Source organism: Sphingomonas sp. 2R-10 (assembly GCF_030062225.1).
Classification (GTDB): Bacteria; Pseudomonadota; Alphaproteobacteria; order Sphingomonadales; family Sphingomonadaceae; genus Sphingomonas.
The window spans coordinates 16,426-39,262 of the sequence record NZ_JASCXF010000034.1 but is presented as its reverse complement, the minus strand read 5'-3'; the positions used below and the strand labels follow the sequence as shown (position 1 = coordinate 39,262).

Here is a 22,837-nt window from a genome sequence, read left to right as displayed (position 1 = left end):
ATCGATCAGCGCGTGGAACTGCTCTTCGGACCCCAGCGCCCGCCCGCCCGAGACGATGATCTTCGCACTGGTCAGCTCGGGGCGTTCCGATGCCGCGATCTCGGCACCGACGAAGCGCGACACGCCCTTGTCCCCGGTCGATGCGACCGGCTCGACCGTCGCCGCGCCACCGGTCGGCGCCGCCTTGTCGAACGCGGTGCCGCGGACCGTCAGCACCAGCTTCGGGTCGCTGGTCTTCACCGTGGCGATGGCGTTGCCGGCATAGATCGGCCGGGTGAAGCTGTCCGGCCCCTCGACCGACAGGATCTCCGAAATCTGCATCACGTCGAGCAGCGCGGCGACGCGCGGCGCGATGTTCTTGCCGGTCGTGGTCGCGGCGGCGAGGAACGCATCGCGCGTCCCCATCAGCTCGACCACCAGCGGCGCGACATTCTCAGGGAGATTGTGCGCGAACGCGGCATCGTCGGCGACCAGCACCTTCGTCACCCCGACGATCTGCGCCGCAGCCTGCGCGACGCCGTCGACGCCCTGTCCCGCGACCAAAGCCTCGACCTCGCCCAGCTTCGCCGCGGCGGTGACCGCGGCATAGGTCGCGTCCCTGACCGCCTGCCCGTCATGCTCGACCCAAACCAGCGTCTTCATGCGACCACTCCCAGCGTCTTGAGCTTGCCGACCAGTTCGTCGACATCGGCAACCTTCACCCCTGCCTGACGCCTGACCGGTTCCTCGACCTTCACCGTCGTCAGCCGCGGCGTCACGTCGACGCCGTAGTCGGCGGCGGTCCTGGCCGCCAGCGGCTTGGACTTGGCCTTCATGATGTTGGGCAGCGAGGCATAGCGCGGCTCGTTGAGGCGCAGGTCGGTGGTGACGATCGCGGGCAGGGTGAGTGCCACCGTCTCCAGCCCGCCATCGACCTCGCGCGTGACATTGACCGTGTCACCGGCGACCTCGACCTTGCTGGCGAAAGTGCCCTGCGCATAGCCGGTCAGCGCCGCGAGCATCTGTCCGGTCTGGTTGTTGTCGTCGTCGATCGCCTGCTTGCCGAGGATCACCAGCCCGGGCTGCTCCTCGTCGATCACCGCCTTCAGCAGCCTGGCGACGCCCAGCGGTTCGACCTTCGTCTCGCTGGTGATGAGGATGCCGCGGTCGGCACCCATCGCCAGCGCGGTGCGCAGCGTGTCCTGCGCCTTCTGCTCACCGATCGAGACCACCACGATCTCGCTCGCCACGCCCTTTTCCTTCAACCGGATCGCTTCCTCGACCGCGATCTCGTCGAACGGGTTCATGCTCATCTTCACATTCGCAAGATCCACACCCGAACCGTCCGCCTTCACACGCGGCTTCACATTGTAATCAAGCACACGCTTGACCGGCACCACCACCTTCATGGGCACTCCCTCTCAAAACGTCTTGCGCGGTGGCATCGCGGGTTTCCGTGGCGGGTCTGCGCTGGGTTCGCAAGTCCGGTATGGAAATGGCGGGATGCCGTGGCAACGGATGGCGACCCTAACGCGGATCGCCTTCCCACCCCAACGAAAAAGGGCCCGGACGTTTCCGTCCGGACCCTTGTCTTCGTCGCAGGCGAAGGGCGATCAGGCCGCCTTCTGCACTTCCGCGACGATCTTCCTGGCGGCATCGCCCAGATCGTTGGCGGGGACGATCGCGAGGCCTGAATTGGCGAGGATGTCCTTGCCGGCCTGCACGTTCGTGCCTTCGAGGCGGACGACCAGCGGCACCGACAGGTTCACTTCCTTCGCGGCGGCGACGATGCCCTCCGCGATGATGTCGCACTTCATGATGCCGCCGAAGATGTTGACGAGGATGCCCTTCACCGCCGGATCGGCGAGGATGATCTTGAACGCCGCCGTCACCTTTTCCTTGTTGGCGCCGCCGCCCACGTCGAGGAAGTTGGCCGGGAACATGCCGTTCAGCTTGATGATGTCCATCGTCGCCATGGCAAGGCCGGCGCCGTTGACCATGCAGCCGATGTCGCCGTCGAGCTTGATGTACGCGAGGTCGTACTTCGACGCCTCCAGTTCCATCGCGTCCTCTTCGGTCGTGTCGCGCAGTTCCATCAGGTCCTTGTGACGGAACATGGCGTTGCCGTCGAAGCCGACCTTGGCGTCGAGCACGACCAGCTTGTTGTCCTCGGTGACGGCCAGCGGGTTGATCTCGATCTGCTCGGCATCGGTGCCGAGGAACGCGTCGTACAGCTTCGATGCGACGCTGGCGGCCTGCTTCGCGAGGTCGCCGGTCAGTTCGAGCGCGGCGGCGACGGCGCGGCCGTGATGGCCCTGGAAGCCGGTGGCCGGATCGATGTCGATCGAGTGGATCTTTTCGGGCGTGTCGTGCGCCACGGTCTCGATATCCATGCCGCCTTCGGTCGAGGCGACCATCGAGACGCGGCCGGTCGCGCGGTTGACGAGCAGCGCGAGGTAGAATTCCTTCGCGATGTCGACGCCGTCGGTCACGTACAGGCGGTTGACCTGCTTGCCCGCGTCACCGGTCTGGATCGTGACCAGCGTGTTGCCGAGCATGTCGGTCGCCGCCGCGCGAACCTCGTCGGCGGTCTTCGCCAGGCGGACGCCGCCCTTGGCGTCGGGGCCCAATTCCTTGAACTTGCCCTTGCCGCGGCCGCCGGCATGGATCTGCGCCTTCACGACATAGAGCGGCCCGGGCAGCTTAGAGGAGGCTTCGACCGCTTCGTCGACGGTCATCGCCGAGAAGCCGGCGGGGACGGGCACGCCGAACTTCGCGAGCAGTTCCTTGGCCTGATATTCGTGAATGTTCATGGGATTCGCCTTCCGCCTCTCGGGTGGTGTCACCGAAGTTTGCTAAGTTGCCGCGCGTAAAGCACATGCGGACCGGCGAATCCAGCCCGAAAGCGTTCTAATGCAATTGCGTCGCAAATGCGTTATTCGAGAAGCCGTCGCATTACCCGCGCCGCTTCGCTATATCGCCGCCATGCACTGGGCAATCGGACTCATGATCTTCGTCGCGACCGTGATCTTCATGGAAGGCTTCGCCTATGTCGCGCATCGCTGGCTGATGCACGGGCCGGGCTGGTTCCTGCATGCCAGCCATCATGCCCCGCGCCACGGCAACTGGGAATGGAACGACCTGTACGCCGCGATCTTCGCGGTGCCGTCGATCGTCCTGCTGATGGGCGGGGTGCAATGGGGCTGGTGGCCGGGTACGATCTGGATCGGCGCGGGCATCGCGGCCTATGGCGCGATCTATTTCGGATTCCACGACATCATCGTCCACCGCCGCCTGCACCACCGCTACCTGCCGAAATCCAGCTATATGAAGCGCATCATCTCCGCCCACCGGCTGCACCATGCGGTCGAGAGCAAGCACGGCACGGTCAGCTTCGGTTTCCTGTGGGCACCGAAGCCCGAGGACCTGAAGGCCGAACTGAAGCGGCGCGGCAATGCCGGGGTCCGTGCGCCGACCGCGCGGACGCACGACCCGGTCGAGCATCCGTGACGCCGGAAGGCTGGCAGGCGCGGCTGTTGTCGTGGGCGCTCGCGATCTTCGCCACGCTGGCGATGGTCGGCGCGGTGGCGACGATGTCGACCGACGGAGGATCGCCGCGTCCGGCGGTGGAAGTTGGCGCAGGCGAGGACCGGCGGGGCGATCCGCGTTCCAGCGAGGCACCGCCGCCACCACCCGCCCCGTTCACCACCGGCGCGCCGCGGGCCGAAACACCGGACAGCATCGCGATGGCCCGGCAGGCCGAAGCGACGCGGACCGTGTCGCGCTGGCTGGAGGTGCTGACCTATGCCGTGCTGGCGCTGGTCGCGGTGCTGGCGGTCGGCGTGCTGGCGCTGTTCCGCATCGCGCAGGCGCTGAACGACCGGAACGCCTGACCGGGTGATCGACGATCCGTTCTTCTATGCGCTGGCGGTGCCGGCGGTGGTGATGCTGGGCCTCGCCAAGGGCGGCTTTTCGGGCATGGGCGCGCTGTCGCTGCCGATGTTGGCGATGGCGATCGATCCGGTGCGCGCCGTCGCGATCCTGTTGCCGATCCTGATCGTGCAGGACGTCGTCGGCATCTGGGCATTCCGGCGGACGATCGACTGGCGGGTGATCGGATGGATGCTGCCGGGCGCAGGGATCGGCATCCTGCTCGGCTATGGCTTTGCGAGCGCGGTGCAACCTTCGGCGGTGCTGGCGGTGATCGGGGGAATTTCGGTCGCGTTCGGACTGTGGCGGCTGTGGACCGAACGCAACGGGATGCCGGTCGCGCGGCGGTCGCCGGGCTGGGTCGGCACGATGTTCGGCGTGGCATCGGGGTTCACCAGCCAGATCGCCCATGCCGGGCAACCGCCGTTCCAGTTGTGGGTACTGCCGCGCCAGCTTCCCCGCGACGTGCTGGTGGGGACGACCGCGTTGTTCTTCGGCGCGGTCAACTGGTTGAAGGTGCCGGCCTATCTGGCGCTGGGGCAGTTCACGAAGGCGAACCTGGCGACGTCGGCGGTGCTGTTGCCGATGGCGATCGCGGCGACCGTTGCCGGGGTGTGGCTGGTACGGCGGGTGTCGGCGAAGCGGTTCTATACGGCGATCTATGTGTTGATGATTGCGGTGGGAGTGAAGCTGGTGTGGGACGGGGTGACGTGAGGGTCGTCGCCACGCACCGTCCCCGCTCGCCCGGGAAGGAATGGCTGCTTCAACAGGGAACCCCGGGGGAGGGGGTCACGTTCTCCGGAAATACTGGAGGCGAGACGTCGATGCAGACTGGGCCTGGACCATATCGCCGCGTGGGCGATGAAGAATTGCGATCAATCTTTTACCTGACCCCGCAATCCGGCAAGTCGGCTTGGTTCGTGCCAAGCTGGCTATCGTCCACCCGGCCGCCCCCCGGTGCCGGTAGCCCGATCGTGACCGGGCTGCTGCGCACGATGCTGTACGTCCATGCGCTACCGTCCTGTGAACAGCAACTGCGACGGGAGATTCCACGCCGCCTCAAGGATCGCAACGATGTCGCGATCCGCGCCAAGCTATTGTCGTTGACGACGCAAATCAGAGAGAGGCCTTGGGCATTCCCGGCGTGCCTTCCCGAAAAGCTGTGTCGACAATTTCATACGGAACTGAAGAAAATTGTTGATGCGTCCGAAGTCGCAGCTGATTTCATGTCAGATCCGTTTTCGTCGAGCGGGGCAAGCGGAGCATCGACAGCCATTGCCAACCGCGCAGGGAATTTATCGACGGGATCTGTTGCCAAGGGTTTTTCCATGGGGATGTTTGCGATCGGCCTGACAAATTTTTTTGGAGGAAAATCGAAAGATTATTACGAATTCTACACGAAGAGGATTTCCGATGAACTCGCCCTCCGTGGTATCCCGCCTAGCAGCCTTTGAGATTCCGGCGACATTGGCGGTCGGAATAGCCGGATGGTTGCTGTCGCGTCTTCTCCGCAACGAATTTGCTGCGCCACCGGGCCAAACATGGCTTTGGGTTTGTTCCGCGACCGCGCTGGCCGTGGCGTACTACATCGCAGGCAAACGCGGACTGTCTCCTTTGTCGTGGATGTCGCATTTCACGATCACCTACCTACTTCTGCAAATCATCGTACAGACTGGTTTTGCCTATGGTATCATCGCTTTCTGAGCGGTGAAGATCGCGATGCGACCGGGTGCGGCCGGCGATGCGCGCGTCGCGACGTCGGCATGGGACCGGACGAAGCCGTTCCCCGGCAACGCGACCGGCCGCCTGCCGCTGGACGCGGGACCGCCGGCGATTCCGGCGGGTGGCGAGGCGGAGGTACAGAACGAGTCCGCGCGGGGTTGCGATGCGCCGCTCACCATCGGCGACATCGTGACGCTGGCGCTACCGATGCCGGACGGAGTGCATCCGGTCCGTTTCCACGCCGGCGGCGATCAGCGCGTTCGGCTCGGGAGCGTTTGCCCGCTGCCGAAACGGCACCTCCGCGTCAGTCGAACAGGCTCGACACCGATGCTTCCTCGGCGATGCGGCGGATCGCTTCGGCGAGGAGGGGGGCGATGGTCAGGTGGCGGATCTTGGTGCCGCCGGCGATCACGTCGTGGTTGCCCAGCGAATCGGTGATGACCAGTTCCTCGAGCGACGACGCCTCGACCCGCGCCACCGCCCCGCCCGACAGGACGCCGTGGGTGCAATAGGCGACGACGCCGATCGCGCCGGCCTGCTTCAGCGCGGCGGCGGCGTTGCACAGCGTGCCGGCCGAATCGACGATGTCGTCGATCAGGACGCAGAAGCGGCCCTCGACGTCGCCGATGATGTTCATGACTTCCGATTCGCCGGCGCGCTCGCGGCGCTTGTCGACGATGGCGAGCGGCGCGTTGTGCAGCCGCTTGGCGAGGCTGCGCGCGCGGACCACGCCACCGACGTCGGGCGACACGACCATCAGGTTATGCTCGCCGAAGCGGGTCTTGATATCCTCCGACATCACCGGCGCGGCATAGAGATTGTCGGTCGGGATATCGAAGAAGCCCTGGATTTGCCCGGCGTGGAGGTCGACGCACAGGACGCGATCGGCGCCGGCTTCGGTAATGATGTTCGCCACGAGTTTCGCCGAGATCGGCGTGCGGGGACCGGGTTTACGGTCCTGCCGCGCATAGCCGAAATAGGGAATGACGGCGGTGATGCGCCGCGCCGACGCGCGTTTCAGCGCATCGATCATGATGAGCATTTCCATCAGGTTGTCGTTGACCGGATAGCTGGTCGACTGGACGACGAACACGTCTTCGCCGCGGACGTTCTCCAGCACCTCGACGAAGATTTCCTCGTCGGCGAAGCGGCGCACGCTGGCCTTCGTCAGCGGAATCTCCAGATAGTCCGCGATCGCGGTCGACAGGGGAAGGTTGGAATTGCCCGCCAGCAGCTTCATGGGTGCGTCCGTATCCATGGAAAGATGTGGTGCGCCATAGAGTGCGTGGACGAATTGTGAAACCCATGTGACGCGAAGGGATGAGCGATGGTCGAAGTGACGTTCACGCCGTCGGCGGAGGATCTGGCAGCTATACAGCGGGCGGTCGTGGGCCGACAGCTGCGTTCGCGCCGGTTTCTCGGGCGTATGGTCGCGATACTGGCTTTCGCCTGCGGCGCCGGGCTGGCGTATATCTTCGTTGTCGATGGCGAAGTGACGGCTGCATCGGTGGCGGCGTTGGGCATTGGTCTGCTCTACGGCGTCGTGGCGTTGGCGCTCATCATCGGCGGCACATGGCTCCTGATACCGCGTCGCGCGCGGCGGCTGTTCGCGCAGCAGCGGACCGCGCATCACGAGACGCGGTTGACCCTGACCCCGGAAGGGTTGCGGTTCGCCAGCATTCGCGCTGACAGCTTCTACCCTTGGGACGAACTGCCGGGGTGGCAATTGGCACGCGGCGGATTGATGATTCTGCAGAACGACATGTCCGCCTATTTCCTGCCGCGTCGGGCACTGTCGGAAGAGAAGCTGGCCGAGGCGGTGGCGATCCTGACCGCTGCCGGGGTGCCGCGTCGCTGACGCGGTTGCCGCCTGCCTGCCTGCTGCCTAAACGGCGGCCATGACCGTTACCCGTTTTGCCCCCAGCCCGACCGGCTTTCTCCATATCGGCAATCTGCGCACCGCGCTGCACAACTGGATGTTCGCGCAAGGGCATGGCGGGCGATTCCTGTTGCGGATCGACGATACCGATGCGCAGCGCAGCGAGGAGCGGTTCGTTGATGCGATCCGCGCCGACCTCGCCTGGCTGGGGCTGGTGCCCGATGGCGAGGAACGGCAGTCGGCGCGGTTCGATCGGTACGAGGCGGTGTTCGCCGACATGGTCGCGAACGGGCGCATCTATCCGGCCTATGAGACGCCCGAGGAGCTGGACCTCAGGCGCAAGATCCTTGCCGGACGCGGATTGCCGCCGGTCTATGATCGCGCGGCGTTGCAGCTGAGCGACGAGGATCGCGTGCGGCTGGAGCGCGAGGGGCGGCGGCCGCATTGGCGCTTTCGGTTGGAGGCGGAGCCGATCCTGTGGGACGACATGGTGCGCGGGGCCCAGAAATTCGACGGCGCGCTGCTGTCCGACCCGGTGGTGCGGCGCGCCGACGGGTCGTGGTTGTATCTGCTGCCGTCGGTGATCGACGATGCCGATATGGGCGTGACCCATGTCGTGCGGGGGGAGGATCATGTTTCGAATACCGCGACCCAGATGCAGATGTTCAACGCGATGGGCGCGGTGCCGCCGGCGTTCGCGCACGAGGCGCTGCTGGTCGGGAACGAGGGCAAGCTGTCCAAGCGTCTGGGATCGCTGGGCGTCGAGCATTTCCGGGAACAGGGGATCGAGCCCGAGGCGGTCGTCGCGCTGCTGGCGCGGCTGGGGACCAGCGATCCCGTCGAGGCGGTGGTCGATCCGGCACCGTTGATCGAGGCGTTCGATTTCGCGCGGTTCGGGCGGGCGCCGGCGCGGTTCGACGAGGGCGAGCTGGCGCAGGTCAATGCGCGGATCGTCCACCAGCTGCCGTTCGCGCGGGTCGCCGACGCGCTGCCCGCGGGGATGGACGCGGCGGCGTGGGACGCGGTGCGCGGCAATATCGCGCGGGTCGACGAGGCGGGCGAATGGTGGCGGGTGGTGACCGGGCCGGTCGATGCGGTGCCGGTCGCCGAGGAGGATCGCGGTTTCCTGACCCGCGCGGCCGAGGTCGCGGCGGGGCTGGACTGGACCGATCCATGGGCCGAGCTGACGGCGGCGTTGAAGGCGGAGACGGGGCGCAAGGGCAAGGCGCTGTTCCTGCCGCTGCGCCGCGCGCTGACGGGTATGGACCACGGGCCGGACATGGCGGCGCTGCTGCCGCTGATCGGGCGCGCGCGGGCGATCGAGCGGATGGCGACCTGACGCGCACGTCAGCTTTACACGTCCCACGACAGGGTATCTCATCGCGTCGGCCGACTGGACGGCAGGAGATACGAATCGAAGGGACGGTGGCATGGCATATCAGGGACAAAAAGGCCTGAACCCGGTGGGTCTGGGCGTTGCGATCGCGATCAATGGCGGCCTGCTGGCGCTGGCGATGCTGACGGCGACGACGGTGGTGACCTTCGTCGATCCGTACAAGCCGATGGAAGCGGTCAACATCCCGATCGAGCCGCCGCCCCCGCCGATCGACGAACCCCGGCCGGTCGAGCGCGCGATGCCCGATCCCGCGCCGGTGCCGCTGCCCTATGTCCCGCCCGCGCCGATCCCGGCGCCGGGGCCGGTGATCGCCAGCACCGACACGATGCCGACCACGCTGCCGCCGTTGATGCCGACCCCGCCGATGCCGGGCGCGACGGGTACGGGCAGCGCGGTGACGGTCACGCCGCCGCTGCCGGTGCTGGTGAATGCCAGCGTCGACCCGCGCTATCGCGCCGATTTCCAGCCCGACTATCCCGCGTTCGAACGCAATCAGGGGCGCAACGGCGTGGTCGTGGTCCGCGTGCTGGTCGGCGCCAACGGCCGCGTCGCCGCGATCGAGCCGGTCAGCGCGACCAGCGACGCGTTCCTCGACGCGACGAAGCGCCGGGCACTGTCGAAGTGGCGCTTCCGCCCGGCGACCCGCGACGGCGTGGCGATCGAGAGCTGGCGCGAGATGACGGTGCGGTTCAACATGGAGGACAACTGACCGGGTGGTCGTGCCCCGGCAGTCGTCGGGGCACGGCCTGATAAGAAGAGACGGGTTCACGCGGAGGCGCGGAGACGCGGAGCCATGCGATCCGCGCGCGACGGATGTTGGCCGCCAGCGTTTCGATGAGGACGATCGCGGAGCCATGCGATCCGGGCGCGACCCTCGCGAAGGAGAGATGCTTTGCGCGCTGCAGGTAGCCGCGGCCTGATCCATCGACACGGGAACGTCGTCCCGGCGAAGGCCGGGGCCTCAAGCGGCTCTTGTCGCGTGCTTGGACCGATCGACATTCAGGCCGTACCCCCGCGCAGGCGGGGGTCCAGAGTAACGGCAGGGCGACATTCGTGGCTCTGGACCCCCGCCTGCGCGGGGGTACGGGCCTTGTGTAAGTAACGATGCTGCCTTCGGAGTCCGTACCCCCGCCTGCGCGGGGGTACGTGAACCAGAAAGGCTCCTGATCCTGCTGAATGTCGATCGGTCCTGGCACCGGGAGATCCCGGCCTTCGCCGGGATGACGTCTGCAACGTGGATGGATCAGCCTCCGGGATAGGCGCTGCACGGATGACCTGGCCGCGAACGCGACCTCCTCCGCGCCTCCGCGTGAACCATTCTTTCTCCGGGGCGTCCGGCGCTGCGCAGGGGCTGGCGGTTGCCGTCGCCCGCGCCTATCTTGGGCGCCGTGAAGCTGCGCCATCTTTTCTCGCCGATCCATGCCGTCCGCGACTTCGTGGGCTTTGCCCGTGCGCGCGAGAAGCATGAATGGTGGTTCCTGCTGGCGTCGATCTGCGTCGTGCTGGTGATCGGCTGGGCGTTCGTCCACGATTCCTATTTCGAACGCGCGTACAAGCCGAACATCATCTACGTCGAAAGCTGGCCCGCGAACCGCAGCGACGCAGAGATCATCGCGCAGCAGCAGATCGACCTGGCCAGGGAGCGCGCCGAGGCGGCGGCGTTCGAACGCGACCGTGCCGCGCGCCAGGCCGAATGGAAGAAGATCGACGACAAGCTGAAAAGCTGGGGCATCTGACCGATCCGGCGGCCGATGCGCGCTGGATGGGCGCGGCGCTGACGCTGGCCGAGCGTGTGCGCGGGGCGACCGCGCCCAATCCCAATGTCGGGTGCGTGATCGTCGCCGGGGGCAAGGTCGTCGGGCGCGGCTGGACGCAGCCGGGCGGACGCCCCCATGCCGAGGCGATGGCGCTGGCGCAGGCGGGCGCGCGGGCGAAGGGTGCCACCGCCCATGTCACGCTGGAGCCGTGCGCGCATGTATCGCCACGGGGCCCGGCCTGTGCCGACCTGCTGGTGCAGGCCGGCGTGGCGCGGGTGGTCGTCGCGCTGACCGATCCCGACCCACGGACCGATGGACAGGGGATCGCGCGGCTGCGGGCGGCGGGAATCGAGGTCGCCGACGGCGTGCGCGCCGGGGATGCCGCGCGCAGCATGGCGGGGTTCCTGACGCGGCGGGCGCTGGGGCGGCCGTTCGTCACGCTGAAGCTGGCGCTGTCGCTGGACGGGGCGGTGTCGCGCGCCGACGGGCAGAGCCAGTGGATCACCGGACCGCAGGCCCGCGCGCACGGCCATCTGGAGCGCAGCCGGCACGAAGCGATCCTGGTGGGGCGCGGCACGGCGGAGATCGACCGGCCGACGCTGGACGTCCGGTTGCCGGGCCTTGCCGGTCGCAGCCCGCAACGGGTGGTGCTGTCGGCGGATTGCGCGGCGATGACCGGGTTCGTCATGGTGCCGGGAATCGAGGCGCTGGCCGACCTGCCCGGCGATCACGTGCTGGTCGAGGGCGGCGCGGCGACGGCGGCGGCGTTCCTGCGCGCCGATGCGGTCGACCGGCTGCTGCTGTACCGCGCGCCGATCCTGATCGGCCATGGCCGGACGTTGCCCGATATCGGCCTGACCGATCTGGCAGCGGCGCATGGCCGCTGGCGGCTGCACGACGCCCGGATGCTTGGCAGCGACCGGCTGGAGGTTTACGAGCGCGTCGGGATCGGGCGATAGCACCCGGTCGTCAACTCCGCGCAGGCGGGGATCCATACACGCTGTCGACGGGGAAAGTGCCGAACCGTCAGCGGCCATGGATTCCCGCCTTCGCGGGAATGACGACGTGGTTGGGCCGGACAGCGACCGATCCGCGAGAAGGAGCGAAGCGTGTTCACCGGAATAGTCAGCGACGTAGGGCGCATCGAATCGATCGGGGGGGCAGGCGACCTGCGCGTCCGCATCGGTTGTTCCTATGACACCGCGACGATCGACATCGGCGCATCGATCGCGTGTTCGGGCGTGTGCCTGACCGTGGTCGACAAGTCCGCCCCCGGACCGTCCGGCTGGTTCGCGGTCGACGTGTCGGGCGAGACGGTGTCGCGCACCGCCGACCAGTGGCGCGAGGGGCACCGGCTGAACCTCGAACGCGCACTGAAGCTGGGCGACGAGCTGGGCGGGCATATCGTCACCGGCCATGTCGACGGCGTCGGGCGGGTGGTCGATACGGCCGCCGACAAGGATTCGACGCGCGTCACCTTCGCGATCGACCGCGCGCTCAGCCCGTTCGTCGCGACCAAGGGATCGGTGACGATCGACGGCGTGTCGCTGACCGTCAACGACGTCGCCGACGATGCGCAGGGCACGCGCTTCACCATCAACCTGATCCCCCATACCCAGGCGGTCACGACGCTTGGCACCCTTGCCGTCGGACAATCGGTCAATATCGAGATCGACGTGCTCGCCCGTTACCTGATGCGAATGGAACAAGTCCGTGGCCAATGACGAACTGGCGGGTCTCCGCCACGCCTTCCTCTCGTCGCCGGAGGAAATCATCGACGAAGCCCGCAACGGGCGGATGTTCATCCTGGTCGACGACGAGGATCGCGAGAACGAGGGCGACCTGGTCATCCCGGCGCAGATGGCAACGCCCGACGCGATCAACTTCATGGCGCGGCACGGGCGGGGCCTGATCTGCCTCGCGATGAACAAGGCGCGCGTGGAGCAGCTCGGCCTTGACCTGATGGCGCGCAACAACGGCACGCGGCACGAAACCGCCTTCACCGTCTCGATCGAGGCGCGCGAGGGGGTGACGACCGGCATCTCGGCCGCCGACCGCGCGCGGACGATCGCGGTGGCGATCGATTCGGCCAACGAAGCGTCGGAGATCGTGACGCCGGGCCATGTGTTCCCGCTGGTCGCGCGCGAGGGCGGGGTGCTGGTGCGCGCCGGCCATACCGAGGCGGCGGTCGACGTGTCGCGCCTTGCCGGGCTCAATCCTTCGGGCGTGATCTGCGAGATCATGAACGAGGACGGGACGATGGCGCGGATGGACGACCTGGTCGGCTTTTCGCAGCTGCACGGTTTGAAGATCGGTACGATCCGCGACCTGATCGCCTATCGCCGCCGCCACGATCATCTGGTCGAAAAGCGCGCGGAGACGGTGTTCGAGAGCGAATGGGGCGGCGAATGGCGCGCCATGACCTTCTGGAACAAGGCGACGGGCAGCGAGCAGGTCGCGCTGGTCAAGGGGCTGATCGATCCGGGCAGGCCGACGCTGGTGCGGATGCACGCGCTGTCGCCGTTCGCCGACCTGTTCGGCGAGGGCGGCGAGCGGGGCGGGCTGCTGCGCCGGTCGATGCGGATCATCGGCGCGGAAGGGGCGGGCGTGGTCGTCGTCATCAACCGGCCGCGCCCCGATGGCCTCACGCTGGCGATCCATGCCCGCAGCGGCGCGCCGGTGCCCGACATGGAGGAACTGCGCGACTATGGCGTCGGCGCGATGATCCTGAACGAACTGGGCGTCGAGGACATGGTGCTGCTGACCAACACCCACCATACGCTGGTGGGGCTGGACGGGTATGGATTGAAGATCGTCGGCGAACGTCCGATCGTGGAGAATTGATATGGCAAAGGTGCTGATCGTCGAGGCGCGGTTCTACGACCACCTGAACGACCTGCTGCTCGACGGTGCGCGCGCCGCGATCGAGGCGGCCGGGCATGAACACGAGACGGTGACGGTGCCCGGCGCGCTGGAAGTGCCCGGCGCGATCGCGATCGCCGATGCCGCCGAGACGTATGACGCGTTCGTCGCGCTGGGCGTCATCATCCGCGGCGAGACCTATCATTTCGAAATCGTGTCGAACGAGAGCGCGCGCGGGATCATGAACCTGTCGCTGGAGGGCGTTCCGGTCGGCAACGGCATCCTGACCGTCGAGAACGAGGCGCAGGCGCTGACCCGGGCGAAGCGCGACGAGAAGGACAAGGGCGGCGAGGCGGCGAGGGCCGCGCTGGCGATGATGGGGCTGCGCGAGCGGTTTTCGGTCTAAAGTCCTCCCTGGCACGGGGAGGGGGACCAGCCGCAGGCTGGTGGAGGGGGGGTAGCCGCATACGGACCGCTTGTGGATATCTCCCCACCCCCGCTTCGCGGCGGTCCCCCTCCCCGTGCCGGGGAGGATTTTTTACGCCGGCGCGACCTCCCCGACCGGTCCCACCTCCGCCGGTTCGCCGCGCGAATAGATGCCGGTGAGCAGTCCCGCCGCCAGCACGCGGCCGGTCATCGCCTCAACTACGGCGCTTCGGCCCGGATTAGGGTCGAGGCGCGGCGCATCCCTCAGCGCGAAGAGCTGGAAGGCGTAGCGATGGTCGCCATGTCCGGTCGGCGGATCGGGCGGGAGCCAGCCTTCGCGCAGATAGCTGTTGCGGCCGACATCGCCGTGGGTCGCGTCGCCATCGCCGTCCGGGCGGATCGCGCCTTCGGCCAGCTGCCCGTCGGCGGCGGCGATGTCCCACAGGATCGCGTGGACCAGCGGATGGGTGGAGGGGGCGTCGGGATCCTCGACGATCAGCGCCAGCGAGGTCGCGCCCTGCGGTACGCCGCGCCAGTGGAGCGGCGGCGATACGCCCTCGCCGTCGGCGGTGAAGCGTTCGGGCAACCGTTGCCCGTCGGCGAAGGCGAGGCTGGCGAGGTCGAGGCTGTCGAAGCTGCCGAGTGCCGGATCGACGATCGTCAGCCGGGAGGCGCCGGCGCGGACGTTCCGCAACAGCGCGCCGAGCCAGCCGGGGACATGTTCGAGCATAAGGGTCCTTTCCTTGGCCGTCGCTGTCGATAACCGGCGAACGGCGCGTCGGGGTCCGTCGGCGCACCAATATTATACGGGGGATGCAGCGAACCGGGGCGTCCGCGCGTTGGCGGAATGGGGAATAGCAACCAATCGAACAGGGTGGCGATGATCGACTGGCGGCGAAGCTATTGCGGGGAAGCCCCCGGCGCAGGTGACTGGCTGACGCGGTGGAACGGCGATCCGGTGCTGATCGCGCTATTGTGCGCGGTGCTGGTCGCGGCCGTCCGGCTGCCGGCCGGACGGCGCGGATTCGGGATTGGCGGCGTGGCTGCGCTCGCGGTGACGTTCGTGTCGCCGCTATGCGCGCTGAGCGTCGCGCTGTTCGGTGCGCGGGCGGTGCATCACCTGCTGCTACTGGGCGTCGCGGCGCCGCTGCTGGCGATCGCGTGGCCGCCGCGGCGGCGGATCGGGGTCGCGATCGCGCTGCCGCTGTCGACCGCGATCCTGTGGGCATGGCATGTCCCCGCGCTGTACGATGCGGCGCTCGGCCATGTCGGGCTCTACTGGCTGATGCAGGCGAGCCTGCTGGCGAGCGGCTGGGCCTATTGGGCGGCGGTGCGGCGTGCGGCGCCGATGGAGGCGGTGGCGGGAATCGCCGGCGGCGCGGTGCAAATGGGATTCCTCGGCGCGCTGCTGACCTTTGCCGGTCGGCCGCTCTATGCCACGCATCTGTCGAGCACGGTGTCGTTCGGCATCGGGCCGCTGGCCGACCAGCAGCTGGCCGGATTGGTCATGTGGGTGCCGGGCATGGCGCCCTATGCGATCGCGGCGGCATGGGTCGCGGCGCGGCGCTGGCGGGCGATGGGCGCGACGCGGGTGGCGGCATGATCCTGGCGTGGGTGAAGGGGCTGCACATCGCCGCGCTGATCCTGTGGTGCGCCGGGCTGGTCGCGCTTCCGCTGGTGCTGTCCAAGCACGACGTGGCCGAGGAGCAGGCGGATTATGCCCGGCTGCGGCGGATCACCCATTATGGCTATACCCGCATCGTCACCCCGGCGGCGGTGGTGGCGATCGCGGCGGGAACCGCGCTGATCTTCCTGCGGCAGGTGTTCGAGCCGTGGATGTTCGCCAAGCTGGTCGCGGTCGGGCTGCTGGTCGCGCTGCATGCGCTGGTCGGGCATGTCGTGGTGTTGATGAGCGAGCGGCGGGGCGAATATGCCCCGCCCTCGTCCAAGCCGCTGCTGGCGGTCGTGCTGGCGACGATGACGGTCGTGCTGACGCTGGTGCTGGCCAAGCCGGTGGTGCCCGACCTGACCCCCGCCTGGCTCAACGCGCCGCAGAACCGTCAGCTTCCCCTCGAGGCGACCCCGACGTGATATTCGAACACCAACTTGCCGCCGTGCCAGCCGGTGAAGCCGGTGAAGCCGACCGCGAACAGCGACAGGAGGATGCCGTAGGGCAGGATCGCTTCCTGATAGCCCGCCGACAGCCGGTAGCCCCAGTTCGCGCCGATGATCGACAGCAGCATCACCGCGATGATGAAATGCGTCCAGCTCGACGCGCGGGCGCGGATGCCGGGCACCCACAGCAGCTCGACCGTGCCGGCGATGCCCGCCAGCACGCCGAACAGGAACCCGGCACCCGACGCCCACAGCGCGGCGCGCGCCCAGAAATCGTCGCCGGTCCACCAGTAGAGCGCATCGGCGCCAAAGGTGCAGGTGGTCAGCGCCACCGGAAAGGCGACCAGCATCGCGTGGATCGGATGGCCGGCGACCGCGACCTTGGATTCGGTGCGGTGAAACACCGGATTGGCCTCGATCGGATCGACCAGCCGTTCGTCGACCATGTTTCCGCCCGGTTCGCTCATCGTGCATTCCCCCTTCGTCGCCCAGTCAGTGCTACGATAACGGCGCTGGCGCTAGGCGGTTGCGCCGGGCCGTTGTCGGTGCTCGATCCCGCCGGGCCGCATGCCGCGTCAGTCGCGACGCTGTGGTGGGTGATGCTGGGCGGCGCGGTGCTGCTGGCCGGGCTGGTGTTCGCGCTGCTGGCGGTCGCCATGGTGCGGCGGCAGCGCGAACGCACGGTCGCGGACCGGACGTGGATCGTCGGGCTGGGCCTTGCCATGCCGACCGCGGTGCTGATGGCGCTGCTCGGCTATGCGCTGTTCGTGGGAAGCCGGATCCTGCCGACGCCCGCGCCCGATACGGTCACGATCGGGGTCGAGGCGCGGCGCTACGCCTGGGCGTTTCGCGATCCCGCCGGGCGGATCAGCGAGAACGTGCTGCACATCCCCGCCGGGCGGCCGGTCGACCTGGTCATCACCGCGACCGACGTGATCCACAGCTTCTGGGTTCCCCGGCTGGCGGGCAAGATGGATGCGATCCCCGGCCATCCCAACCGGTTGCGGATCGTCGCGGCACGGCCAGGAACGTATCGCGGCGAATGTGCAGAATATTGCGGGACGGGGCACCGCGACCACGGCTTCACCGTCGTCGCGCACGATGCCGGCGGATGGGCCGCACGCCAGGGGGGCACACGATGAAGGCGCTGAGGCTCCACCGCGAACTGACCGCGATCTGGCGGACCGAGCCGGGTCTGCGCGGGCAATTGCGATCGGTCAACCATTCGGACATGGGCCGGCGCTTCATCCTGGGCGCGTTCTTCTTCTTCGCGGTCGGCGGCGTGCTCGCCATGCTGATCCGCGCGCAGCTGGCGACGCCGCACAGCGCGTTCGTCGGACCGGCGGTCTACAACCAGCTGTTCACGATGCATGGCAGCATCATGATGTTCCTGTTCGCCATCCCGATGTTCGAAGGGCTGGCGATGTACCTGCTGCCCAAGATGCTGGGCGCGCGCGACCTCGCCTATCCCCGGCTGTCGGCGCTGGGATGGTGGTGCTATGTGTTCGGCGGCAGCATCCTGATCGCGGCGATGCTGGCCGGGGTCGCGCCCGATGCCGGGTGGTTCCTGTACCCGCCGCTGTCGGGCAAGACCTATACGCCCGGGATCAATTCCGATGTCTGGCTGCTGGGCGTCACCTTCGTCGAGATTTCGGCGATGTGCGCGGCGATCGAGATCGCGGTGTCGATCCTGAAGCTGCGCGCGCCGGGGATGCGGCTCGACCATATGCCGCTGTTCGCGTGGTATATGCTGGCGACGGCGGGGATGATGATCTTCGGCTTTCCGCCGCTGATCCTGGGATCGATCCTGCTGGAGGTCGAGCGCGCGTTCGGCTGGCCGTTCTACAGCCCCGATCTCGGCGGGTCGCCGCTGCTGTGGCAGCATCTGTTCTGGCTGTTCGGCCATCCGGAAGTCTACATCATCTTCCTGCCCGCCGCCGGCGCGGTGTCGACCATCCTGCCGGTCATGGCGCGAACGAAGATCCTGGGGTACGGCGCGCTGGTCGCGGCGGTCATGGCGCTGGCGTTCCTCAGCTTCGGGCTGTGGGTCCACCACATGTTCACCACCGGCATCCCGCACATGGCGCTGGGGTTCTTTTCCGCGGCGTCGACGCTGGTCGCGATCCCGACGGCGGTACAGGTGTTCGCGTGGCTGGGCACGTTATGGGCCGGGCGGCCGCAACTGAAGCTGCCGATGCTGTACCTGATCGGCTTCTTCATCGTGTTCGTACTGGGCGGGCTGACCGGGGTGATGCTGGCGGTGGTGCCGTTCGACGCGCAGGCGCACGACACCGCGTTCGTCACCGCGCACCTGCATTACGTGCTGGTCGGCGGGTTCGTGTTCCCGATGCTGGCCGCGGCCTATTACTGGCTGCCGCACTTCACCGGGCGCGGCCGGGTGATGCGGCTGGGCGAGGCGGCGTTCTGGCTGATCTTCATCGGGTTCAACCTCACCTTCTTCCTGATGCACCTGACCGGGCTGCTCGGCATGCCGCGACGGATCGACACCTATCCGGAGGGGATGGGGTGGACGTGGCTGAACCTGTTGTCGTCGGTCGGCAGCTTCCTGATGGCGTTCGGCTTCGCGCTGTTCGCGATCGACGTCGCGCTGCAGATCTGGCTGGGTCGGATGCACAAGCGCAATCCATGGGGTGCCGGCACGCTGGAATGGGCGATGCCGACGCCACCGACCGCCTATAACTTCGCGAGCCTCGCGGTGGTCGCCGGGCGCGATCCGCTCGAGGAGCGGCCCGACCTGCCGGTGGTGCTGGCACGCGGCGACGGGTGGCTGGGCGAGGCGCGGCACGGCTGGCGCGAGACGATGGCGGTCGACATGGTCAGCGGCGCACCCGATCATATCGCGATCCTGCCGGCGAACAGCTGGCTGCCGATCACGACCGCGGCCACGCTGGGCGGGTTCTTCCTGTCGATGCTGGCCGGGTTGTACCCGCTGGCGCCGCTGTTCCTGATGATGGTGGCGATGCTCGGCTGGCGCTGGGCATGGAGCAACGGCCAGCGGCGCGATTTCGGCCCGCTGCCCGCCGGGCCCGGCGGCGCGATGCTGCCGATCGCGGGCGAGAGCGGCGGCACGACCGGGTGGTGGGGCAGCGTGTTCGCGCTGACCGCCAGCGGGACGCTCTTCGCGTCGCTGCTGTTCGGCTATGCGTTCCTGTGGACGGTCGCGCCCGACTGGCCGCCGCGCCAACTGATCGCGCGGGCGCCGTTCGAACTGGCGCTGGCGATCGCGGGTGCGCTGGTCGCGGTGGTGGCGGCCCGGCGCGGGCAGTGGCTGGCGGCGCTGGCCGGGCAGGGGGCGATCGTGGCGGCGATGGTGCTGCTGATCGTGCTGCGGTTGCCGTCGCCGACGTCGCACGCCTATGCGGCAACGGGGGCGACGGTCGCCGCCTATGCGATCTTCCACGCCGCGCTGGCGGTATGGATGCTGGCGTTCCTGCGCGCGCGGATCGCCGCCGGGTTCGTCGGCGGCCGGCGGCAGGGCGAACCCCGCATCGTCCGGCTGTGGAGCGACCATGCCGCCGGGGCCGGGATCGTCGCCGCGCTGGTCGTGGCGTTGCCGGGATGGTTCGCATGACCGCGCTGCTGCGGATGACCGCCGGGCTGTTCCACTGGGCCGCGGCGTTCAGCGTGCTGTATGGCCTGCACGGAATCGGATGCGGTAGCGGGTGGGATCGGGTCGCGGTCGCCGGGACCAGCCTGCACCGGCTGTTGCTGATCGTCGCGTGGGTGGGCGGAATCGCGGCGGGCGCGGGGCTGGCGCTGTGGCTGCGGCGGACCGCGGGTACGGGCCTGCTGGACCGGGTCGCCGTCATGCTGGGCTGGGTCGGCGTCGCAGCGATCGTCGTCGGCGGGCTGCCGATCGTTACGATCCCGGCCTGTCTGTAAGGATACGATCCCGCGCTGTTGCGTTGCAGCATTCGTATCCGATCCGGTGGAGCCGTCCGATGTCATCACTATCCCCCCATCTCGCCCTCGCGCTGCAAGGGGGTGGTGCGCATGGTGCCTATGGCTGGGGCGTGATCGACCGGTTGCTGGACGAGGACATTCCCATCGCCGCGGTCAGCGGCGCGTCGGCGGGCGCGCTGAACGGCGCGGCGCTGGTCAGCGGGCTGGTCGCGGGCGGGCGGCAGGGCGCGCGCGACGCGCTGGCGCGGCTGTGGGACAATGTGTCGCGCAACTCGCCGCTTCAGGCGTTCGACGTCGATCTGTGGACCACGCCGCTGTTCGAGCCGTTCCTGCGGCGGTCGCTGGAGTTCGGCAAGCTGGTCAGCCGCTACATCGCACCGCTGTCGCCGGGGCTGCGCAACATGGCGGCGTTGCGCCGGGTGGTGGGCGACAGCATCGACCTGTCGCTGCTGGCCGATCCGCGGGCGATTCCGCTGTCGATCGCGGCGACGCGGGTATCGACCGGTGCGGCCCGCCTGTTCCACAACGACGACATCACGCTCGACGCCCTGATGGCATCGGCGTGCCTGCCCGACCTGTTCGGACCGGTGACGATCGACGGCGAACCTTATTGGGACGGCGGCTTTTCGGCCAATCCCGCGCTGGAGCCGCTGATCTTCGGCGGCCATGGGCAGAGCGACCTGCTGATCGTGCAGATCACGCCGTTCGCGGCACAGGAAACGCCCGATACGCTGGTCGAGGTGATGGGGCGGATGAGCGATATCGGGTTCAACGCGTGCCTGCTGCGCGACCTGAAGGCGCTGACCGAGGTGCAGTCGATCGCGCGGCGGGCGCCGCCGATCGACGACCGGTTCACCGCGCTGGCGGAGACCAACCTGCATCTGATGGAAGCGCCGCACGCGCTGGCCGCGCGCGGCCCGACGGGCAAGAGCGATACGCGGCGCTCGCAGCTGGAGGCGTTGCGTACGCTGGGCTGGGCGACCGCCGATGCGTGGCTGAAGGAGAATGGCGGCAAGCTGGGGCGGAAGTCGACGCTGACCGCGCTGCCGGATACGGTTGCGGCCTAAGGCCGATCGACATTCAGCCCTGACGGCCTGCAAACGGCGGTTCTGCGCGCTTCCGGTGCTCACGTACCGGTAGTACGCTGCGCTCCGGGTCACGCAAAACCACCGTTTTCGGCACGCCATCTTCTGAATGTCGATCGGCCCTAGCCCGTTACGATCGCGTCGCCCCGCACCGCGACCGGCCATGGCGTCAGCGACTGGCCGGGACAGGGGCCGCCGAGGCACTTGCCGTCGGCAATCGCGAACAGCGCGGCGTGCCAGCTGCACGTGATCGCGCTGCCATCGGGGGTCAGATACGCGTCGAGCGTCTGCGCCAGCGGCAGCCCCATATGCGGGCAGCGGTCGACATAGCCGAACACGTCCGTGCCCTGACGGACGACGAAGCCGTGGAACCGCCCGGCGCGCAATTGCAGGACGTAGTTGCGCGCGGTGCCGTCGGCGATGTCGGCCAGCGGGCCGAGCGTTACGCCGGCGGGAGTCGCGAAGACGCGCTCGTCGCTCATCCGGGCAGCTGCGCCTTGGCGAAGCCGGTCCAGACGTCGTCGTAATCGAGCTGCATCGTCGGGGTCGCCATCGCCCATGGCGTCGGGCGGACGACGTGGCGCGTTTCGAACATGAACGCCATGGTGTCGGCGATGCGATGCGGTTTCAGCTCGGCGGCGACCGCCTTCTCATAGCTCGCCTGATCGGGGCCGTGGCCGTTCATCTGGTTGTGGAGCGACGCGCCGCCGGGCGCGAAGCCGCCCTCCTTCGCGTCATAGGCGCCGGTCACCAGCCCCATGAACTCGCTCATGACGTTGCGGTGGAACCACGGCGGGCGGAACGTGTCGTCGGCCACCATCCAGCGCGGCGGGAAGATCACGAAGTCGCAATTGGCGGTGCCGGGCGTGTCGCTCGGCGCGGTCAGCACGGTGAAGATCGACGGATCGGGATGGTCGAACGACACGGTGTTGATCGTGTTGAACCGGGTCAGGTCGTAGCGGCAGGGGGCAAGATTGCCGTGCCACGCCACCACGTCGAACGGCGAATGGTCGAGCGTGGTGGTCCACAGCCCGCCCTGGAATTTCTGGACGACCTCGCACGGCGTGTCGCGGTCCTCGAACCAGGCGCAAGGCGTTTCGAAGTCGCGCGGGTTGGCGAGGCCGTTGGCGCCGATCGGCCCGAGGTCGGGCAGGCGGAACAGGCTGCCGTAATTCTCGCAGACATAGCCGCGCGCGCTTCCTTCGGGCAGCCTCACGCGGAACCGCACGCCGCGCGGGATCAGCGCGATCTGGAGCGGGGCGACATCGATCCGGCCGAGTTCGGTATCGATCGCCAGCGCGCCTTGTTGCGGCACGATCAGCAGTTCGCCATCGGCCGAGAAGAAGGCGCGCTCCATGTCCGCCGTCGCGGCATAGAGGTGGATGCCCACCCCGCTCTGGCCCGCGACGTCGCCGGTCGCGCCATAGGTGACCAGGCCGTCGACCCAGTCGGTCGGCTCGGTCGGGATGGGCAGCGGGTCCCAGCGCATCCGGTTGGGGCTGGGCGGGGTGTCGATCGGCGCGGATTCGAGATGCGGCGCGCCGTGATACGGCACGAACGCGCCGTGGTTGGCGGTGGGGCGCAGGCGGTAGAGCCACGACCGGCGGTTCTCGCTGCGCGGCGCAGTGAAGGCGGTGCCCGACAGTTGTTCGGCATAGAGGCCGAACGGCACGCGCTGCGGGCTGTTGCGGCCGATCGGCAGCGCGTGCGCCACGGCTTCGGTGGCGACGTGGTTGGCGAAACCGGGGTGGTAGGTCATATC

The 22,837-nt window shown here is 68.2% G+C and carries 27 protein-coding genes; 19 read left to right on the top strand and 8 right to left on the bottom strand.

The features are described 5' to 3' along the window. The 3 genes from QLH51_RS15285 to sucC all read right to left on the bottom strand — a co-directional run. Positions 1 to 642 (bottom strand): electron transfer flavoprotein subunit alpha/FixB family protein (locus QLH51_RS15285; RefSeq protein WP_164516208.1); only part of this gene is annotated, 642 nt, incomplete at its 3' end. Then, a complete protein-coding gene (locus QLH51_RS15280; protein ID WP_125660881.1) occupies positions 639 to 1,388 on the bottom strand; it encodes an electron transfer flavoprotein subunit beta/FixA family protein in 750 nt (249 codons plus the stop codon). The genes QLH51_RS15280 and QLH51_RS15285, both read right to left, overlap by 4 nt. A 204-nt stretch (positions 1,389 to 1,592) precedes the next feature. Then, the gene (gene sucC, locus QLH51_RS15275; protein ID WP_125660883.1) at positions 1,593 to 2,792 is read right to left on the bottom strand and encodes an ADP-forming succinate--CoA ligase subunit beta; all 1,200 of its coding nucleotides are present in this window, start codon (positions 2,790 to 2,792) and stop codon (positions 1,593 to 1,595) included. Between the two features lie 172 nt (positions 2,793 to 2,964). Here sucC and QLH51_RS15270 point away from each other — a divergent pair, with 172 nt between their 5' ends. The 5 genes from QLH51_RS15270 to QLH51_RS15250 all read left to right on the top strand — a co-directional run bounded on the left by QLH51_RS15270 (position 2,965) and on the right by QLH51_RS15250 (position 5,613). Continuing rightward, the gene (locus QLH51_RS15270; RefSeq protein WP_125660886.1) at positions 2,965 to 3,489 is read left to right on the top strand and encodes a sterol desaturase family protein; all 525 of its coding nucleotides are present in this window, start codon (positions 2,965 to 2,967) and stop codon (positions 3,487 to 3,489) included. Next, complete coding sequence (locus QLH51_RS15265; protein WP_125660888.1) at positions 3,486 to 3,872, top strand: hypothetical protein; 387 nt, start codon at positions 3,486 to 3,488, stop codon at positions 3,870 to 3,872. The genes QLH51_RS15270 and QLH51_RS15265 overlap by 4 nt, the downstream gene beginning before the upstream one ends. 4 nt (positions 3,873 to 3,876) lie before the next feature. Beyond that, positions 3,877 to 4,623, top strand: a complete 747-nt coding sequence (locus QLH51_RS15260; protein ID WP_206429218.1) for a sulfite exporter TauE/SafE family protein — start codon at positions 3,877 to 3,879, stop codon at positions 4,621 to 4,623. 140 nt (positions 4,624 to 4,763) lie between these two features. After that, a complete protein-coding gene (locus tag QLH51_RS15255) occupies positions 4,764 to 5,363 on the top strand; it encodes a hypothetical protein (RefSeq protein ID WP_125660891.1) in 600 nt (199 codons plus the stop codon). Next, positions 5,323 to 5,613 (top strand): hypothetical protein, encoded by a 291-nt coding sequence (locus QLH51_RS15250; RefSeq protein ID WP_125660894.1) that lies wholly within the window; start codon positions 5,323 to 5,325, stop codon positions 5,611 to 5,613. The genes QLH51_RS15255 and QLH51_RS15250 overlap by 41 nt, the downstream gene beginning before the upstream one ends. A 322-nt stretch (positions 5,614 to 5,935) precedes the next feature. Here the strand turns inward: QLH51_RS15250 and QLH51_RS15245 are convergent, their stop codons facing one another. After that, positions 5,936 to 6,871, bottom strand: coding sequence for a ribose-phosphate pyrophosphokinase (locus QLH51_RS15245; protein ID WP_125660897.1), 936 nt, complete (start codon positions 6,869 to 6,871; stop codon positions 5,936 to 5,938). A gap of 87 nt (positions 6,872 to 6,958) precedes the next feature. Here QLH51_RS15245 and QLH51_RS15240 point away from each other — a divergent pair, with 87 nt between their 5' ends. From QLH51_RS15240 to ribH, 8 genes are all read left to right on the top strand, one after another. After that, positions 6,959 to 7,489, top strand: coding sequence for a YcxB family protein (locus tag QLH51_RS15240; RefSeq protein WP_125660900.1), 531 nt, complete (start codon positions 6,959 to 6,961; stop codon positions 7,487 to 7,489). A gap of 40 nt (positions 7,490 to 7,529) precedes the next feature. Next, positions 7,530 to 8,849, top strand: a complete 1,320-nt coding sequence (gltX, locus tag QLH51_RS15235) for a glutamate--tRNA ligase (RefSeq protein WP_125660903.1) — start codon at positions 7,530 to 7,532, stop codon at positions 8,847 to 8,849. A gap of 91 nt (positions 8,850 to 8,940) precedes the next feature. Continuing rightward, a complete protein-coding gene (locus tag QLH51_RS15230) occupies positions 8,941 to 9,615 on the top strand; it encodes a TonB family protein (RefSeq protein WP_125660906.1) in 675 nt (224 codons plus the stop codon). 679 nt (positions 9,616 to 10,294) lie between these two features. Further along, entirely contained in the window at positions 10,295 to 10,642 is a 348-nt protein-coding gene (locus QLH51_RS15225; protein WP_125660909.1) for a hypothetical protein, read from the top strand. Further along, positions 10,600 to 11,622 carry a bifunctional diaminohydroxyphosphoribosylaminopyrimidine deaminase/5-amino-6-(5-phosphoribosylamino)uracil reductase RibD gene (ribD, locus tag QLH51_RS15220; RefSeq protein WP_206429219.1) on the top strand — a complete coding sequence of 341 codons (1,023 nt, stop codon included), beginning with the start codon at positions 10,600 to 10,602 and terminating at the stop codon, positions 11,620 to 11,622. Before QLH51_RS15225 ends, ribD begins: the two co-directional genes overlap by 43 nt. Before the next feature lie 150 nt (positions 11,623 to 11,772). Beyond that, positions 11,773 to 12,387 (top strand): riboflavin synthase, encoded by a 615-nt coding sequence (locus tag QLH51_RS15215; protein WP_125660911.1) that lies wholly within the window; start codon positions 11,773 to 11,775, stop codon positions 12,385 to 12,387. Further along, positions 12,377 to 13,507: a 3,4-dihydroxy-2-butanone-4-phosphate synthase gene (gene ribB, locus QLH51_RS15210; protein WP_125660914.1), complete on the top strand. Its 1,131-nt coding sequence runs from the start codon at positions 12,377 to 12,379 to the stop codon at positions 13,505 to 13,507. Before QLH51_RS15215 ends, ribB begins: the two co-directional genes overlap by 11 nt. Before the next feature lies 1 nt (position 13,508). Continuing rightward, positions 13,509 to 13,931 (top strand): 6,7-dimethyl-8-ribityllumazine synthase, encoded by a 423-nt coding sequence (gene ribH, locus QLH51_RS15205; protein WP_125660917.1) that lies wholly within the window; start codon positions 13,509 to 13,511, stop codon positions 13,929 to 13,931. Positions 13,932 to 14,063: 132 nt separating this feature from the next. On the opposite strand, the gene QLH51_RS15200 is transcribed toward ribH, so the two are convergent. Next, positions 14,064 to 14,681 (bottom strand): YbhB/YbcL family Raf kinase inhibitor-like protein, encoded by a 618-nt coding sequence (locus QLH51_RS15200; RefSeq protein WP_125660920.1) that lies wholly within the window; start codon positions 14,679 to 14,681, stop codon positions 14,064 to 14,066. Between the two features lie 150 nt (positions 14,682 to 14,831). On the opposite strand from QLH51_RS15200, the gene QLH51_RS15195 reads away from it, so the two are divergent. Then, the gene (locus QLH51_RS15195; RefSeq protein WP_125660923.1) at positions 14,832 to 15,554 is read left to right on the top strand and encodes a cytochrome c oxidase assembly protein; all 723 of its coding nucleotides are present in this window, start codon (positions 14,832 to 14,834) and stop codon (positions 15,552 to 15,554) included. Next, on the top strand, positions 15,500 to 16,042 hold the full coding sequence (locus QLH51_RS15190) for a CopD family protein (RefSeq protein WP_125660926.1): 543 nt from the start codon (positions 15,500 to 15,502) through the stop codon (positions 16,040 to 16,042). Before QLH51_RS15195 ends, QLH51_RS15190 begins: the two co-directional genes overlap by 55 nt. Here QLH51_RS15190 and QLH51_RS15185 read toward each other — a convergent pair. Beyond that, positions 16,012 to 16,533: a DUF2231 domain-containing protein gene (locus tag QLH51_RS15185; protein WP_206429220.1), complete on the bottom strand. Its 522-nt coding sequence runs from the start codon at positions 16,531 to 16,533 to the stop codon at positions 16,012 to 16,014. The genes QLH51_RS15190 and QLH51_RS15185 overlap by 31 nt on opposite strands. Before the next feature lie 78 nt (positions 16,534 to 16,611). Between QLH51_RS15185 and QLH51_RS15180 the strand changes: the two genes are divergently transcribed. Genes QLH51_RS15180 through QLH51_RS15165 form a run of 4 tightly spaced genes read left to right on the top strand, consistent with a single transcriptional unit; the run spans position 16,612 to position 21,057 of the window. Beyond that, positions 16,612 to 17,208: a cytochrome c oxidase subunit II gene (locus QLH51_RS15180; protein ID WP_206429221.1), complete on the top strand. Its 597-nt coding sequence runs from the start codon at positions 16,612 to 16,614 to the stop codon at positions 17,206 to 17,208. After that, the gene (gene ctaD / locus QLH51_RS15175; RefSeq protein WP_125660935.1) at positions 17,205 to 19,658 is read left to right on the top strand and encodes a cytochrome c oxidase subunit I; all 2,454 of its coding nucleotides are present in this window, start codon (positions 17,205 to 17,207) and stop codon (positions 19,656 to 19,658) included. The genes QLH51_RS15180 and ctaD overlap by 4 nt, the downstream gene beginning before the upstream one ends. Then, complete coding sequence (locus QLH51_RS15170) at positions 19,655 to 19,969, top strand: hypothetical protein (RefSeq protein WP_125660938.1); 315 nt, start codon at positions 19,655 to 19,657, stop codon at positions 19,967 to 19,969. The genes ctaD and QLH51_RS15170 overlap by 4 nt, the downstream gene beginning before the upstream one ends. A 59-nt stretch (positions 19,970 to 20,028) precedes the next feature. Then, on the top strand, positions 20,029 to 21,057 hold the full coding sequence (locus QLH51_RS15165; protein WP_125660940.1) for a patatin-like phospholipase family protein: 1,029 nt from the start codon (positions 20,029 to 20,031) through the stop codon (positions 21,055 to 21,057). A gap of 140 nt (positions 21,058 to 21,197) precedes the next feature. On the opposite strand, the gene QLH51_RS15160 is transcribed toward QLH51_RS15165, so the two are convergent. Together QLH51_RS15160 and hmgA are read right to left on the bottom strand one after the other, a co-directional pair. Further along, on the bottom strand, positions 21,198 to 21,557 hold the full coding sequence (locus tag QLH51_RS15160) for a Rieske (2Fe-2S) protein (RefSeq protein WP_125660943.1): 360 nt from the start codon (positions 21,555 to 21,557) through the stop codon (positions 21,198 to 21,200). Further along, positions 21,554 to 22,834: a homogentisate 1,2-dioxygenase gene (hmgA, locus tag QLH51_RS15155; protein WP_206429222.1), complete on the bottom strand. Its 1,281-nt coding sequence runs from the start codon at positions 22,832 to 22,834 to the stop codon at positions 21,554 to 21,556. Before hmgA ends, QLH51_RS15160 begins: the two co-directional genes overlap by 4 nt. Positions 22,835 to 22,837 lie beyond the last annotated feature (3 nt).